Genomic DNA, 17,115 nt, shown 5'->3' with positions numbered 1-17,115 from the left:
AGTCCCGGATAGATTACAGTTTTTGGTAATTATTTTAAATTCCCTTGTATGAATTTATGTTTATGTCATTTATGAATGCCCTTTCTTAATCAAGGAAAATATACTTTCTCCTACAACAATAAAAAAGATGAATTTTTACAATATATTTAAAAAAATTTTAAATATTAATGAAGGATTTGTAAATTGATTAAGTAAAGAAAAAATTGTTACAGCAAAAAAGATATAAAAAATGCATATTTTTTCATTTTCTAATTGTTCTACTCTATTAATGGTTCCGTTTTATTTAGTTATTAATTATTACAAGTTTATTGCATCCTTGTGATATGTATAAGCTTTTATTGGCTTTTCTACTATCAAAATGATAAGGGTAAATCACCTGCGTCAAATGGGGAGTTATCTGACTATCTGCATATTACTTTAGCACCTTTTTCCGTTATATAGAGTATGATAGGCTTGTTTTGCAATTGTCATCTACGTACTTAATAGAAAGAGAGGTGACGTATGGTATTAATTCCAAAATATTCACCGGATGAAATAACAGAAGTTATGCTTAGAGTGGTGAATATTCATTTGGATGATAATGATCTCAAAGAGAATGCTATTCCTTTCATACTGTATAAGAGAGAGGAGGGTTTTTCATTCTCGGAATTAACTCAGATTCATTATCATATGGATAACGATGAGAAAAGCCCTGGTATGCTACCTGTTTCTGCGGCTGTAGAGTTCTTAATTTTGGCTTTGGATATACTGGATGATTTGCAAGACCAGGATGATATGGAAAAACCTTGGTCAAAAACCCCATTTTCCACTTCAATGAATATATCAACAGGTTTTTTAATGCTAAGTGTGCTTATTCTAGAGCAAGCCCCTTATGAAGAAAAGTTGAAGTCGACTGCACTTCAGCATCTGCATGGACAGGTTTTGCAAGCAGTCAAGGGGCAGCATCAAGATCTTAAACGCTCCAATACTATCGAAGAAGATTTTTTACGAATGATTGAAGATAAGTCAGGGTCACTAATGGCTTGCTCGACTCTCATCGGAGCAACGCTTAATCATTCAACACAGCAAGAAACCATTCGTGATTACTCCCGTAGCTTTGGGGTTACAGCACAACTAGCCAATGACATAAATGGACTACTGCGTTTAGATACGAAGAATGATTTGCTGCAAAAGCAATGGACGCTTCCAATTATGCTACTTTCTAAAGAAAAAGATGAAAAAGCGCAATGGATACGAGATTATTACAATAACAAGGTAAATCAAAAGTTTTTGGTAGAGAGAGAAGAGTCTTTGTTTCAGTGGATACATCAATCTCCAGTTATATCATACGTGCGCATAATAAAACGATTGTATCAAAGAAAAGCAATTGATAGAATGAGAGATTTGCATGTAAGTCAGGAATGGAAGTCCTGTATGGAAGAGTATTTAGAACATTTATAAAAGATATTCTAACAGTAAGGAGGATAATAATAATGTTACAGAAAGTAGTTGAAAAATTAATTGAACAACCGAATCTTTTGGAAGAGTTTAAAAAAGGTAAGCTTAATTTTGGAATTTCAGAAACAGAAAAAGCCGCTGTACTTGATGTGTTAGGTAAAGAGGATGTTCAAGGCATTGATGTACAAAAATGCTACTGGCAATAACGATTTGCGGTGCGATACCAGGCATTACTTCGACGGCATCTGGTTTAAATATAATAAGTATTTGATGTTAAAAAGCCAGAGTTACTCTGGCTTTTGTAGTTTTTGATAAATAAGGGGAAAGGAGAATTGCATGGAATTTATCAAATGCAATAAGTTTATTGTTTTTTTTTAATCATTATTAAACTAGTTGCTATATATATGGTTTATGTGACAGTGGCTGAAACCTATGTAGGACTAGATGTAAAGAAGAATACAAATGGAATGTGGGAAGTTACAAAAGTAGACTCTATTGGTTGGGCAGGACAAAGGAAGATTCAATTAGGAGATATCATTACAGAAGTTAATGAACAATCTCCCGACTTGTATCATTCTATTCAACAGTATGGAGTGATTGGTAACCTCGATCAAGTGAAGGTTCTGCGAAATGGAGATCAGCTTGAATATAAAGTTCAAATTCCAATTAACTACAATACTCTTTTGTACCATACGTTATTACCTTTGATTGTATTCATGGTGCTCTTTGGATTCTCGTTTTATATTTATTGGAAGGAACGAGAGAATAAGGTCGTTTTAATCTTAATTGCGTTTCTATTAGCGGTTGGACTTGGTTATTTGAGTGCGGGAGCTTCAGCTCGGGCAGATCCATTCGCCCGCTTTATTAATAGTCTCTCTCTAATGATGGTACCTTTACTATTTATTCATTTCCATTATCGTTATTTTTTGAAGTATCAGTTCCAATTAATTAAACGAAAAATTCTTGCGATGCTTTATGCGGTAAACTTGTTCGTGGTTTTAATCGGCATGCTAGCGAGTTATTTATATATCGGCGGTATGTATGAATTTATTAGGAATGCGCAATTAATCCTATTTTCTTTAGAATTTTTATTTGGTTTCTTTGTACTTATTCACTATTATATAAAGTTCCGAAAAACGGTTCATAAGCCGATTTTTCAGAATGCGATTTTTGGTATTGCAGTCTCATTCTTCCCATTTATCTTTTTAACTGCATTACCAAGCACTATATTTGGAGTGGAATTGCTTCCTGCTCCAATTACGGCTGCATGCCTTGTTTTTTTACCAGTATTCTTTCTTTATTTAGCTTTGATGAATCAAGTGTTTGATATTGATTTTATTAATGGTCGGCTTCGGTACTATTCTTTTATTTCATTGATATTGACAGGAGTGATTATCGGATTAGTTATATTCTTTACAAATTTATCGTATTTGCAGTGGGCAAGACTAACGATGTTAACTTACGGATTGCTAATTCTATTTTTCTATTTAGAAGAGAAATTAAATGTTCGACGCAAATTATTTAAAGAACAATTCAATCTCGATCGTTTCTCTTATGATATAGCTAAAATAGTAAAGAAAGAAGAATTAGATGAGAGGTTAATCCAAGAAATCAAAGAAGTTATCCCTGTTGAAAATGTCTCTCTTGTAAGGTTTGATAAGGATGAGGCGATTGTGCACTCTTCTGCTGGTGATGAACATTATTCAAAAGACTTAATAGAGATGTATATGATTTATCACGAATCAATGTTATCAATAGGTTCTCAATTTTTAATTGAAGGTAATTTGTGCTACATCGTCAGTGAGCAACATGATTCTATTCATATTTTATGGATTGAGCAGAAGGCGAATTATACTTCATTTAACCAAGATGAGCAACGATGGATAGAGACGCTTGTTCATTATACGAGCATTGTGTATGAAAACTTTCAGCTGATAGAAGGTGTTACTGAGGATTTGAATCAATCGTTACACAATGATCATGCTATGCCATCCTGGATTCTGAGGTTATTATTTAACCTATCTGAAAAAGAGCGAGCAAGATTATCTTCTGACTTGCATGATTCCGCTTTACAAGAGCAATTAATATGGTATCGCAAAGTGGAGGACTTATTGGAAGGAGATCAAATACCTATTCAAATTAGAGAACAATTAACTGATTTACGAGAAGGATTGCTGGGGGTTGTGGAGCAAATTCGAGAAACTTGTACACTATTAAGGCCACCATTTTTAAAAGAAACGGGTATTGTTGAAGCATTATCTTACTTGATTCAGCATTATCGGGCTCGTGAATGTTTTGACATTCAATTTATCTCTCGGGATTTTAAAGTTGATTTGGGAGATGATCAAGCTTTGGCCATTTATCGAATTGTCCAAGAATTATTAAATAACGCATCGAAACATTCGGAAGCAAGTCTCATTAACATTGAAATAAAGAGTGCAGGTGATCTTGTTATTATAAGTTATATAGATGACGGGGTAGGGCTGCCATCGAATAAGCAATACAGTCCTACTCAAAGTATGGGACTTGCAGGAATAAGGCAACGTGTCCATAGTATGCAGGGAAGTATGGAGATATATTCACCGGAAAATTCCGGTGTCGAAGTTGCCATTCTACTTCAATCAGAACTAGAAATTAGAAACTATTTTGAAGTAATGTAATGGGAGGAGCAGACATGATTAAAATTATGTTAGTGGATGATCACCCAGTCATTGGAGAAGGTTCTAAGCTAATTATTGAGAAAGAGGAAGATATGAAAGTGACCATCGTTGATAGTCCAGGAAAAGCCATCGATATTCTAAAAAATGAAGACTTTACGATTATGCTGTTTGATTTGCGTATGAAAGGGATGAATGGCATTGAATTGACAAAGCATGTTCGTTCGATGGGTAAAACTGCTCCCGTTTTAATTTATACTGGTCATGAAGTTGATCCATATTTTAATACATTAATTGATGCTGGGGTGTCTGGTTTTATTAGTAAAACATCTTCACGCGAAGAACTGATTCAAGCAATTCGTTATGGAGTGAAAGGAAAAGCAATTGTTCCTGTTTCTTTGTTTGAACAATTGAGGAAAAGTGAAGTGCGGGTAGATGAAACGGAAACAACCTCTGATGAAGTGGCAAGTGAAGTTTCAATCAATCCAAAAGAGCAAGAGATTCTAAAAGAAGTTGCCAAGGGGAAGAGCAATAAAGAAATTGCTGAACTCTTTTATAAGAGTCCTCGTACGATTGAGTATAATTTGACAGAAATATTTAAAAAGCTTCGTGTGAAAACAAGAGCGGAGGCTGTGTTGAAATCAAAGCAATGGGGCATTATTACAGATGAAATCCAATGAACTACTCATCTATTCAACACTGGTTTTTTCATCCTTTCATGATTGATTGGATCTACTCACACTTAACAGATAAAAAAGAAGCAGCCAGAGAAGAAAAGTAACTTCCCTTGGCTGCCTTTTTTTATTGGTTTTTCCAATAGCGATAGGCGTGAACGGTATAGCCATTATATGCGGAATTAGAGTTTAACTCTTTGTCCACGATTTGTAACTGTTCTTCCATTTTAGCTTCTCCTTCTTCATGAAAGGAGATGTGTGGGTTGTCTCTGTTTTCTTTTAATTCCACAGAGATAATGATATTTTTATCGATGCTTTCTGCAAAATCAGTTTCATTTTGAGCCATGTCTAGTATACCACCGGATCCTTTGGCATAATCGCGAAAGGCCATTATTGAAGTATGGTCCATTTGATTGATTACCCATTCGTGAAAGGGGGTGTCGGGATAACCTGGAGTTTCCGTGTCATCAAACCACATGGCTAAGTCCATACTGGCTTCCAAATTCGATTCTCGTTTGGTTTCTTTAACAAACAACTCGATATTGTCCATCCATTCAGATAGCACCTCATTTTGATTTTCGGTCCATGATGGTGTGACGTAGGGTTCGATATCAAGGTGGATTCCTGCAAATTTCTGATTTTCATTGGCCGAATCATTATATTTTTTGACGTAGTCTACGAGTCTTAGCACGCGCGATTCTTCTTCCTTGAGTGCCCAGGCTGGGTGACCTCCCATAGCATGAACCTCAATACCAGCTGCATTTGCCTTTTCAACAAAGTCAGAATATGCACCGAATGGTTGAGTTAGGTCTAGTCGTGTGTATAAGAGGTTAATATTTTTATCGATCGCGAACTGAATAATTTTGTCTTTTTCATTGATTAGTGTTTCAGCTTCCCAAATATACGTACCTCGATATTTCTTTTTGTCTTCTGACTGTGTTGAAAGCTGTTCTTCTTGATCTTTCCAACTGGATAAGTCATCAACTGCTGTTCCTATATACGAGTTGTACTCAGCTAGGTGCTTATCAATAAGCCTTAAATGCATATTCATATCAACAATGCCTTCTTCGAAAAAAGTGGTATGATCTTGTCCTGTATCTGCTATTGTCACTCCAATGATAATTTGTTTATTGTGCTTATCAGCGGTTTGAAATTCACTTTTTGTTAGATTCACAATGCCATTTGGACCCTCTAACGTATCGCGATAAGCGAGAATGGTAGTATGGTCAAATTGACGTATCAACCACGTATTAAATGGCGTATCCGGGTCACCTGGTGTCTCAACATTGTCTAGCCAGAAAGGAATGGAGCTACTTATTTCTAGCTGACTGTCTTCTGGTATAGCATTTAAAGAAGCGGTCAGGTTTTGTTTCCATTCCCTAATAACGGATGTTTGATCATCGTACCATTCAGGTAGATATTGTGGCTGTATTTTTAGATGAATTCCAACGAATTGTTCCTCTTTAGAAACCCCTTCATTGTATGTTTTTACCCATTGAATAAAGTTAAGAATTTGTTGTTGATTTTCCTCTTGTGTCCAGGATGGCTCCCCGCCTAAAGCATGGATTTGAATTCCTTCTTCATTCGCCTGCCGGATGAAATCAGTATAAAATTCAGTGGCTTTTTCTTGATCAATGTTTAGATATAAGACGTTAAACTCATTTTCCTTTGCAGTTTTAATGATTGCTTCACTACTTTTATTTATGTCTGAATTTTCTACCCACATGACTTTCTTCAATTCATTAGAATTTGAGAACCCTGTGATTAATATAAGGGCGGTAATAGCCAGTACGAATAGAGATAATTGTTGCTGCTTCATTTATAGACCTCCCATGTTTTTTGCTACATTGTATTAATTTTGTCCTATTTTCTTATTAGGCAAAAATAAAAAACTAAACAAATCCAGGGGTGTGAACCCAGGGATTTTAGGGGATTCCGCAATTCCGAAACTAAATAATATGGAAGCGTTTTATACATCCTTAGTGTCTACGTTTTTTATAAAGACCTAGTAAGTAAAGTTCGGGGTAAATGTTTATTCATGTAAGAGAAATACTGTGGTACCACAAATAGAAATTCGTTCTTCCGAAATATAGTTTTCGATGAACATTGGTAAACTCCGTGTTACTGTAAATGGCGAGGAAAACAAATCACATTTTTAAATTAACTGTTTGAACCAATTTTTGCAAGTGGTAAAATATTTTTCCTTAATACAAAAAATAAAATATAAGGAGGGATGATACAGAATGAAATGGAAAGGTAAAGGGCTTCTGATGCTATGTTTAATGACAATTCTGGGGGGATGTGTATTTTACTCAACAACACACTCAATGAATCAAGCAGAAAGTAAAGAACTAGAGAATGGAGCACAAATAAAATTCCGGACGAAGAAAGATCAGGTCGAAATTTACAAAGATGAAAGGTGGTCCCCCTTTTTTGTTAAAGGTGTTAATTTAGGAGCTTCTTTACCTGGACATTTTCCTGGTGAGCTATCAATTAAGAAGGAGGATTATCTGCGTTGGTTTGAGATGATCCAGGAAATGGGGGCCAATACCATTCGTATTTATACGATTCTCAATCCTGAATTTTATCAAGCATTAGTTGAGTACAATCAGGAGAATGTCAAAAATCCCCTCTTCTTTATGCAAGGGGTATGGTCACCAGTCAATTTACTGCATAAGACAAATGATGCATGGTCTCCTGAAGTAACAAAACAATTCGAAAAAGAAATATCCGACGCCATAGGGGCCGTTAACGGAGAAATAACACTTCCAGACCAACCTGGAAAGGCAAGTGGCAAATACACAGCAGACGCCAGCTCATATTTAGTTGCCTGGCATATAGGAACGGAATGGGATCCGGAAATGGTGGAAAACACGAATAATCAACATAGCGATGATCCAGTTTTTCAAGGCGACTTTTTTAAAAGTAATAAAGATGCTTCTCCTTTTGAAAGCTGGTTAGCTCATCTAATGAATCATACAGCAAAAGAAGAAGAGAAAGCAGGTTGGCAGCATCCGATCACATTTACCAATTGGATTACAACAGATCCACTGGAGCATCCAGATGAACCACTTGTGATGGAAGATCTTGTAAGTGTTGATGCAACCAATATTCAGCGTATAAATGGAGAAGCTGGTTATTTTGCTTCCTTTCATGCTTACCCATACTATCCGGATTTTTTAAGATATACCGACAAGTATAAAGATGTGAAGAATGATAAGGGACAAATGGATACATATAAAGGGTATCTTCGTGAACTCAAAAATTATCACAGAGAGATGCCGGTTATGATTACGGAGTTTGGTGTGCCTGTATCACGTGGAAATGCGCACATTGGTCCACTTGGACGAGATCAAGGGGGACATACCGAAGTCGAGCAAGGTCGGCACATTACGGATATGCTTAAACATATCTACCGGGAAGGTCATGCGGGTGCTGTTATCTTTACTTGGCAGGATGAATGGTTTAAGAAAACATGGAACACGATGGCGTTTGAAAATCCTGATCGACGGCCTTTCTGGTATAACGCTTTATCTGTCGAAATGTCCTATGGCCTGTTAGGAATGTATCCAAATAAACATAACGATCTAAAGATAGATGGTAAGTTAGAAGACTGGTCAACGATTGATGGTAGTGAAATCAGAACAGTTTCAACTCCACTGGCTGATTTAAAGGTTACGAAGGATGAGGGTTATGTCTATATATCAAGCCGATTACCTGGAGATTTTAATCCTAAAGAAAACACATTCTACCTTGGTGTGGATACACTTTCCGGGGGTATAAAGAATCCTGATTTCCTAAAAGGGAAAATGCTTGATGAAGGACTAGAGACAGTGGTTCGGTTAGGTAATGACAACGAAAGTGAAGTACTGGTTGCTCCAAGTTACGATTTTCATCACCGTCTGTATGTTCATGCACCAAAAAGTAATCAGGACAATGCTATCCATTCGTGGAAGTTAGCGGTAAGTCGTAAACTTGAGTACCCCGATGCAAAAGTAGAATTACCTTTTGAAGAAGTGGTTGTAGGACATATGGAGCGAGCTTCACTATCTAATGATTCAATGGCCGAATGGGCTGTTCAAGGCAATGTCATTGAGATAAAAATTCCTTGGGCTTTACTTGGATTTTCAGATCCCAGCTCTAAACAGGTGGTGAGCTACAGTCCTATAAAAAAAGGAGATATAGAAATGCCTACAGAGAAAATAGACGGAATACGTTTTATTCCATGGATTATTGATAAAAGCTCTAAAACTGTCCACGGATTAAAAAGTGAATCTTCACTCATTGCTATAACAGATTATCCCCTTTATAACTGGGATGATTGGCAGGAAGTTGAATATGACGAACAAGTCAAAGAAAGCTACTACATTGTTCAAGACGCTTTTAATGATATTGAATAAGGAAGGGGGGAAACACCTTGTTTATCAATTTACAAGCTGCTTATTGGATGATAGGGATTTTACTTATGTTAATGCTCACCGTAGCTGTGATTACGTTAATCATTAAATTGAACAAAAAGAGATTTAAGAAAAAAGAAGAAAAATGCTTGTCCGGTTTTCGAAGTTATTTGGACTACCTTCAGATTCAGTTAGATAATGAAGCCCGTTTGCGATCACCAAGAAATCCATTAAGTTATTTTGAAAAAGAAGTCCTACAAAAAACATTATTACAATGGGTGGACCGGTTGGATGGAATTCATAGACAAAAGCTTCTCACATTATGTGAAGATATAGGTTTAATTGAACATAACAGAAAGCGGTTGAGAAGTCGTTGGACGATAACTCGTATTGATGCCGCATATCATTTAGGAATATTAAGAGATAGTGGATCAACACCAGAATTATTTTCAATGCTATATCAGGAAAAGTTTAAATCTTCCGTTTATATTATCGCTCGTTCGATTGCTCAAACATCAAAGGAACCAAATGAAATAAAAGGTCTTATTCAATATCTTGTTGAGAATGGGAACGAGAATATTCACCTGATTGCAGATATCTCGAAAGAATCATCATTGGACTTAAGATCGGTTTACGTCAGTTTCCTTTATGAAGAACAAGCACAATTAAATAAAGTAGGCTTAATAAGTTTACAAGATCAAATTGAACTTGATCTACCGGAAAACATTCATTCGTTCGTTCAATCCGATGACAAAGGGATAAGAATTCTTGCTGCCAAACTATTAATGACCTCCATGGTTCTAAAGGAGCAAGATATTCGTGAATATCTTCAGTTTCCGGATTGGGAGATTCGTAATCTTTTTACTGAGTGGATCGGAAACTCGGAACTCATACAATATGCTGAATTATTGAAAGATCGAGTTCAGGATTCCAATTGGTTAGTTTCCCGTTCTAGTGCAAAAAGTCTCGTTCAACTAGGATCTCGAGGTTTTGAAATTCTCTGCGAAATAGCAGTCGGTCTCTATGGAGAGCGTGGAAGAAAAGTGGCTAACGAATTTATTGAAGAAGATCTGAAACAATCAATCGATAGGTTTTCGCAATTAAATGATATGACTGTTTATAACAACAAATTATATACCTATCAAAAATACTTTGGAAAAAATGATGATTTAACAAAGGCGATATAGAAAGGGGGGGCAGTAGTGAGAGAGTTACTACTAGCTTATGGGATATTTGCTATGTATTACGTAATGACAATCAACACGATTTATTTAGGAATTATCACGTTTTCCTTCAAGAAAATTGTTGAAATCATTAAGGAAACCTTTTATTCAAGGTATGAACCTCTATCAGGTTCTAAGTATGTGCCGCCCATTTCGGTTCTTGTGCCGGCATTTAATGAGGAGCTTACTATTAAAGAAAACGTTCGTTCTTTGTTAGCTTTACATTATCCAACTCATGAAGTCATTGTGGTTAATGATGGTTCTGAAGATGACACGTTGAAGGTTTTAATTGATGAATTTCGATTGAATTACTATAAACCGACTTTTATGAAAGACACCATTGCTACAGCAGAAGTCAAGGGGGTTTATTACAACCCTGAATATCCTAATTTATATCTTGTTGATAAAGAAAATGGAGGAAAAGCAGACTCCTTGAATGCAGGTATTAACTTGTCCCATTATTCACTTATTTCTTCGATTGATGCGGATTCGCTTCTGGAAAATGATGCACTTATTCGAATTGCTAGGAAATATATGGAGAGGCCAGATGAATACGTAGCGATTGGTGGAAATGTCCGAATTGCAAACGGCTGTGAAATTGCAAATGGTATGGTGAAGAAAGTCCAATTACCAAAAAAATTGTTGCCGATGATGCAGACCGTTGAATATATTAAGGCATTCCTTGGAGGAAGAATCGGCTGGAGTGAAATCAATGGATTAATTATTGTATCTGGCGCATTCGGTGTTTTCAAAAAAGAATATGTTATTAAAGTAGGAGGCTACCGCGGAGGTTATCCAGGTGAAGATATGAATATAATTATCAAGCTACATCGCTATATGCTGGATAACGACCTCTCTTATAAAATTGACTTTTGTCCGGATGCGGTGTGCTGGACACAGGCCCCCGATACCTTCAAAATTTTGGGAAGCCAGCGAAAACGTTGGGGTAGAGGGAATCTGAAGAACATGATTGAAGAGGGAATGTACATGTTCATGCGCCCGAAATACAAAATAATGGGTTGGCTTACAATTCCTTATAATATTATTTTTGAAACATTAAGTCCTTATTTTAGAATTACTGGTTTTCTATCTCTTATTGGCTATAGTTTGTTAGATATGACGGGATGGAAGATTATAGCTGTCTTTATGCTGATTAATGTATTGTATGGAACATTGCTGGGACTAGGGTCATTATTGCTTGAAGAAATGGCCTTCCAACGTTATCCGAGAATTAGAGACTACTTTAAAATGGTACTCTATACCATTCTAATGTTTTTTGGGTACCGACAACTCGGTATTGTGTGGAGGTTCCTCGGACACATTGATTTCATGCGAAAGAATAACACCTGGGGAACGATGACGAGGACCAGTTGGAATGAAGGTGTCGAAAAAGATCAAGCTGCGTAAAGCATTTATTTATTAGGAGGAATCAGAAAATGACTGAAGCACATATTGATTCTAGTATTTTACAATCCTTTCATCACTTTCTTTATTATTATCAAGCGAGTAATTTACCTTGTGGAGTAATTGTCGCACGTGCAGACCTTGATAAATCGTGGATTAGTAAGCTAAAAGAACATTTGGAAAAGGAAGAGCCTGCTACGGCTGTTCAAGTTAACTATGACGCGAAGAAAGGTATTATTGGATTATTGTTGGATGGTTGTAACCTTGGTTACACTCACTTTTACGCCTTATACGTAAAAGAATTCTTAAAGGAACATGATCGATTAACGGGAACCATGATTGTGGGGAGTTTTCCTGAAAACAGTGATGACGCTGAACAAATGCTTTTCCATATGATTAAGGAAATTATAGATAATAAGCGTGATGGAAAAGAAATTCAGGTTTTTAAAAATCCAACCCTAAAGAAAACTGAAACAAGTTCCATACTCATTGTAGATCAAGATGTTCACATTCTTCAGCTTTTGAAAAAATATTTAGAGCATCATACAAAATATACCGTCCATACGGCAACAGACGGAAAGAGTGGTCTTGATCTATATAAGAAACTGCTGCCTGATTTAGTCATTACAGAAATCAATCTGTCTGCTGTAGATGGCTATCAATTTATTAAACAAATAAAAAATATGGATGAACAAACTCGTGGTCACTCAGAAATTATCGTTTTAACTAATAAACATTTGGAAGAAGACATTAAACGAACCTTTGAATATGGGGTTGCGGAATACATGACTAAACCCTTTTCACTCATTGAGCTTCAAGCTCGAATCAAAAGACTCGTTAAAGTGACTGAATAAATTCTTTTAAAAGAGAGGGGAATTAATATGGGGTATTTTGAACAGTTAAGCCAAAAGATTGAAATGAAAAAAGCCAACATCGGGGTTATTGGTATGGGGTATGTCGGTTTACCACTCGCTGTTGAAATGGTAAGAGTAGGATTTTCAGTATGCGGAATAGATTTGAATGAGGGAAAAATTAAGTCCTTAAAGGAGGGAAATTCATACATTAATGATATTTCAGATCAAGATTTGCAAGAGTGTTTAGATACGAATCGTTTTTTCCCTACCAATAACTATGCAATTGTGAAGGAACTAGACGCCATAAGTATCTGTGTTCCGACTCCACTTAGTGAGAATCAAGATCCAGATACTTCTTATATCACTAGTGTAATAGAAAGTATTAAGCCGTATATGAAGAAAGGAATACTTGTCACCTTAGAAAGTACAACCTACCCAGGAACAACAGAAGAGTTAATCTTGAAAGAATTTAAGCGAATGGGATATGAACCTGGGAGCGATATTTTCCTTTGCTATTCCCCGGAGCGAGTAGACCCAGGTAATCAGTCTTTTCATACAAATAATGTGCCTAAGGTAATGGGCGGAATAACAGAAAAATGCAACCAAGTTGGCGAACTTCTTTACAGTAATTATATCGAAAAGGTCGTTCCGGTATCCTCACCTAAAGTCGCTGAAATGTCCAAGCTTTTGGAAAATACTTTCCGTAGTGTAAATATTGCATTCGTTAACGAAATTGCAATGATGTGTGAGCGAATGGATATCGATGTATGGGAAGTAATTGATGCGGCAGCGACAAAACCTTTTGGTTTTATGAAGTTCCAACCTGGTCCAGGAATCGGTGGTCACTGCATTCCATTAGATCCGATGTATTTATCCTGGAAAGCGAAGGGCTTCCGCTTCTACAGTAAATTCATAGACCTTGCCCAATCTATAAATAATAATATGCCGGATGTCGTCGTTGGCAAAACATCACAAGCACTGAACATTTATGGGAAATCTATTAATAGCTCGAGGATTCTTATTCTAGGCATGGCTTATAAGCCAAATATTAGTGACTTACGTGAATCTCCTGGTCTTTATCTTTATGAATTGTACAAAGAAAATGGGGCGGAAGTGGACTACTATGATCCTCATGCTCATAGCTTCATTGATGATGATGGCTTTATCATTCACTCCATATCGTATAGTAAAGACCAGTTGAAGCAATATGATTGTTTGGTATTGGTTACAAATCATAGTGATTTTGACTATGATGAACTGGCGAATTTAGGTGTTCCGATTGTGGATACACGGAATGCTTTCAAGGATTATGATCAACCACACATCCACAAGTTAGGTACTACATCAAAAGTGAACAAGAAACAAAACGAGTTTATTGCTTTGTAAACTAATTCAAAATAAAGGAGAGGAAAAATATGTGCGGAATCATTGGTTATATAGGAGAAAAAGACACGCAGCAGGTGTTAACGACAGGATTAAGAAAGTTGGAGTATCGTGGGTATGATTCAGTAGGCATCGCAGTTTTTAACGGTGAGTCCGTTCAAGTAGAAAAATCAAAAGGTAGACTTGAAGAATTACAACAACAACTTGATCAAGCACCTGTTCTAGGTAATATGGGCATCGGTCATACACGCTGGGCTACCCATGGTCGTCCATCTGATGAAAACTCTCATCCTCATACAGACGATAAACAAGAATTTGCGGTTGTTCATAATGGCATTATCGAAAACTATTTAGAGATTAAAAGAGAGCTAATAGAAGAAGGGTATACATTTCGTTCAGAAACAGATTCTGAGGTCATATCTCATCTATTTTCTCATTTATATAGTGGAGATATGGTTACCACCATACAAAAGGTTGTTCAACGATTAGAAGGCGCATATGCATTAGGAATTGTCTCTAAGCATGAACCAAATCGTCTTTATGCAGTACGTGAAGCTAGTCCTCTCATTATAGGGTCGGGAGAATACGAAGCATTGATCAGCTCAGATATCCCGGCTGTTCTTGAACATACACGCGACATTTACATTTTAGAAGATGGTGAAATGGCAATTCTCACGAAGGAAAATGTTACTCTTCTACAAACCGAAACGGGAAGAGAGTTGAGTCGTGATATGTTCCGTGTGAATTGGGATATGGAGCAGGCGGAGAAAAACGGGTATGATCACTTTATGCTGAAAGAAATTCATGAACAGCCGGCTGCATTGCTAAAAACGATGACAGGAAGGTTTAATAAAGAATCAATGACGGTAGATTTTGAAGAACTACAGTGGTCTGATGAATTTATTGCACAATGGAATAAAATTACAATCGTTGCTTGTGGAACGGCCTACCATGCTGGGTTGATAGGGAAGCATGTGATTGAAGAATTAACTCGCATCCCTGTCGATGTTGAGGTAGCTTCTGAATTCCGTTACCGTCGACCGATTGTCAATGAGAAAACGCTGGTTATCGTTGTCAGTCAATCCGGAGAAACCGCTGATACACTGGCGGCACTACGACAGAGCCAACATCTAGGAGCAAATGTTCTTGCAATTACCAATGTAGTTGGAAGTTCCATTGCTCGCGAAGCGGATGAAGTAATCCTGACTATGGCAGGACCTGAAATTGCGGTGGCATCTACGAAAGCTTATACTACACAGGTTCTAACGTTCTATTTACTAGGTATCTACCTTGCTCAAAGAAAACATACCGTATCCGAAGACTATAGTCGCCAACTGCTTCAATCTGTTATCGAGATTCCGAGTAAAATAGAAGAAATCCTAGAACATTCGAAAGGGATTCGTTGGTATAGTGAGTCAATTAAGGATGCTACAAGCGTGTTCTTTATTGGAAGAGGATTGGATCATGCGGTTTCTCTTGAAGGTTCCCTGAAACTCAAAGAAATTTCTTATATCCATTCAGAAGCTTATGCAGCCGGAGAACTGAAGCACGGGACACTTGCATTAGTTGAAGAAGGAACACCGATTATTGCACTTATCACTCAGGACGAGATAAGTGAGAAAATGCTAGGCAATATTCAAGAAGTAAAAGCGCGTGGCGCCCAAGTTCTTGGAGTTGCAACAGAAGGAAATGTGAACATTTGGGAGTATGTCGATCAAAGTTGCTACATTCCTTGTACCCATTCGGCTGTAACTCCTTTATTGACGGTGATTCCTTTACAACTAATTTCTTATTATACTTCTTTAGCTCTTGGCAACGATGTGGATAAACCGAGAAATCTCGCTAAAAGTGTCACGGTTGAATAGGAGCTCCTGTTAATAGGGAAGTTAAGAAACCATTCATTATTGTAGCTAGATTGATAACTACTGTTGATATGAATAAAGAAGTTTTTTTACCAGTGAAAAGAATGGAGGGTTATCAAAAGATGAATCAAACGTTTGCTATCGTATTAGCCGCGGGAAAAGGAACTCGAATGAAATCAGATTTGCCAAAGGTTCTTCACGATGTTTGTGGTGAACCGATGGTACAGCACGTCATCGATCAATTGAAGCGTATTTCTATAGATCGAATTATTACGGTTGTAGGTCATCAGTCAGAAATGATTAAACAACAATTGGGCTCATCTTTAGAATATGCGCACCAAGAGGAACAGCTTGGAACTGCGCACGCAGTGAAAATGTGCCATAAAAAGCTTGCTGACCAACAAGGGTCGACGTTAATTATTACTGGAGATACGCCATTAATTACAGAGCAGACTCTAAGAAAATGTCTAGAACATCATTGTAGTACAAACTCAGCTGCTACTATCTTAACGATGTTTCCGGAAGATCCAGCGGGCTATGGTCGTATTGTGCGGGAAAAGAATGGAGAAGTTATTAGAATCGTAGAGCATAAGGATGCGTCTGAAGAAGAACAGTTAATTCATGAAGTAAACTCTGGCATTTTTTGCTTTGACAATTACCTGTTATTTCAAGCTCTTGAGAAAGTATCAACTAACAACCAGCAACATGAATATTATTTACCTGACGTTATTGAGATTTTGAAACGTCAAGGCGGAAAAATATCCGCTACGAATGTGGATAACGCAGAAGAAGGGTTAGGTATTAATGATCGCTCACAGCTCGCTCGAGCAGAGAAAATTTATCAAAAACGGATCATAGAGTATCATAGGCGTAATGGTGTTACGATTATTGACCCATCTTCTACCTTTATCGAGGTTGGGGTTTCAATAGGTAAGGGTACCGTAATAAAACCACGGACCCATTTAAAAGGAAATACGCAAATAGGAGATAATCGCATTGTTGGTCCTGATATTGGTCTATGGGATTATAAATCTATAAATCTAACAAAATATCAAAACTCCTCTACAACCAACGATGTAAGTGCTATGCCTTATGTTGAATAAATATAGAAATAAAGGACCTTTCACTCATGAAAGGTCCTTCTTTAGAAAAAAATCATTATTCTTTATAATAACAGGATTTGTTGCAATCACTATAATAGTAATGGTCTTACTATCAATAGGA

12 protein-coding genes are annotated in these 17,115 nt (G+C 36.9%); 11 read left to right on the top strand and 1 reads right to left on the bottom strand.

Annotation, left to right across the window (positions count from 1 at the left end; translation table 11 throughout):
- The first annotated feature begins 501 nt into the window (after positions 1 to 501).
- The 4 genes from JOC48_RS17195 (at position 502) to JOC48_RS17180 (ending at position 4,774) form a co-directional block, all read left to right on the top strand.
- Positions 502 to 1,440 (top strand): polyprenyl synthetase family protein, encoded by a 939-nt coding sequence (locus JOC48_RS17195; RefSeq protein ID WP_204501652.1) that lies wholly within the window; start codon positions 502 to 504, stop codon positions 1,438 to 1,440.
- 32 nt (positions 1,441 to 1,472) lie between these two features.
- The gene (gene comX / locus JOC48_RS17190) at positions 1,473 to 1,643 is read left to right on the top strand and encodes a competence pheromone ComX (protein ID WP_204501651.1); all 171 of its coding nucleotides are present in this window, start codon (positions 1,473 to 1,475) and stop codon (positions 1,641 to 1,643) included.
- 213 nt (positions 1,644 to 1,856) lie between these two features.
- Positions 1,857 to 4,097, top strand: coding sequence for an ATP-binding protein (locus JOC48_RS21695; RefSeq protein WP_204501650.1), 2,241 nt, complete (start codon positions 1,857 to 1,859; stop codon positions 4,095 to 4,097).
- Between the two features lie 14 nt (positions 4,098 to 4,111).
- Positions 4,112 to 4,774, top strand: a complete 663-nt coding sequence (locus JOC48_RS17180) for a response regulator transcription factor (RefSeq protein WP_204501649.1) — start codon at positions 4,112 to 4,114, stop codon at positions 4,772 to 4,774.
- Positions 4,775 to 4,895: 121 nt separating this feature from the next.
- Here JOC48_RS17180 and JOC48_RS17175 read toward each other — a convergent pair whose 3' ends face one another.
- Positions 4,896 to 6,587 carry a hypothetical protein gene (locus tag JOC48_RS17175; protein WP_204501648.1) on the bottom strand — a complete coding sequence of 564 codons (1,692 nt, stop codon included), beginning with the start codon at positions 6,585 to 6,587 and terminating at the stop codon, positions 4,896 to 4,898.
- Positions 6,588 to 7,011: 424 nt separating this feature from the next.
- Here JOC48_RS17175 and JOC48_RS17170 point away from each other — a divergent pair, with 424 nt between their 5' ends.
- The 7 genes from JOC48_RS17170 (at position 7,012) to JOC48_RS17140 (ending at position 16,994) form a co-directional block, all read left to right on the top strand.
- Entirely contained in the window at positions 7,012 to 9,168 is a 2,157-nt protein-coding gene (locus tag JOC48_RS17170; RefSeq protein WP_204501647.1) for a hypothetical protein, read from the top strand.
- Between the two features lie 17 nt (positions 9,169 to 9,185).
- On the top strand, positions 9,186 to 10,352 hold the full coding sequence (locus tag JOC48_RS17165; protein ID WP_204501646.1) for a hypothetical protein: 1,167 nt from the start codon (positions 9,186 to 9,188) through the stop codon (positions 10,350 to 10,352).
- 15 nt (positions 10,353 to 10,367) lie between these two features.
- Complete coding sequence (locus JOC48_RS17160; protein WP_204501645.1) at positions 10,368 to 11,795, top strand: glycosyltransferase; 1,428 nt, start codon at positions 10,368 to 10,370, stop codon at positions 11,793 to 11,795.
- 29 nt (positions 11,796 to 11,824) lie between these two features.
- Positions 11,825 to 12,646, top strand: a complete 822-nt coding sequence (locus JOC48_RS17155; RefSeq protein WP_204501644.1) for a response regulator transcription factor — start codon at positions 11,825 to 11,827, stop codon at positions 12,644 to 12,646.
- Between the two features lie 27 nt (positions 12,647 to 12,673).
- Positions 12,674 to 14,032, top strand: a complete 1,359-nt coding sequence (locus JOC48_RS17150; RefSeq protein ID WP_204501643.1) for a nucleotide sugar dehydrogenase — start codon at positions 12,674 to 12,676, stop codon at positions 14,030 to 14,032.
- Positions 14,033 to 14,061: 29 nt separating this feature from the next.
- Positions 14,062 to 15,894 carry a glutamine--fructose-6-phosphate transaminase (isomerizing) gene (glmS, locus tag JOC48_RS17145; RefSeq protein WP_204501642.1) on the top strand — a complete coding sequence of 611 codons (1,833 nt, stop codon included), beginning with the start codon at positions 14,062 to 14,064 and terminating at the stop codon, positions 15,892 to 15,894.
- Positions 15,895 to 15,962: 68 nt separating this feature from the next.
- Positions 15,963 to 16,994: a sugar phosphate nucleotidyltransferase gene (locus JOC48_RS17140; protein WP_204501641.1), complete on the top strand. Its 1,032-nt coding sequence runs from the start codon at positions 15,963 to 15,965 to the stop codon at positions 16,992 to 16,994.
- Positions 16,995 to 17,115 lie beyond the last annotated feature (121 nt).

The sequence above is a fragment of the Aquibacillus albus genome (genome assembly GCF_016908325.1).
Lineage (GTDB): Bacteria > Bacillota > Bacilli > Bacillales > Amphibacillaceae > Aquibacillus_A > Aquibacillus_A albus.
The sequence above is the reverse complement of the archived record's forward strand: the minus strand, read 5'-3'. Positions and strand labels throughout refer to the sequence as shown.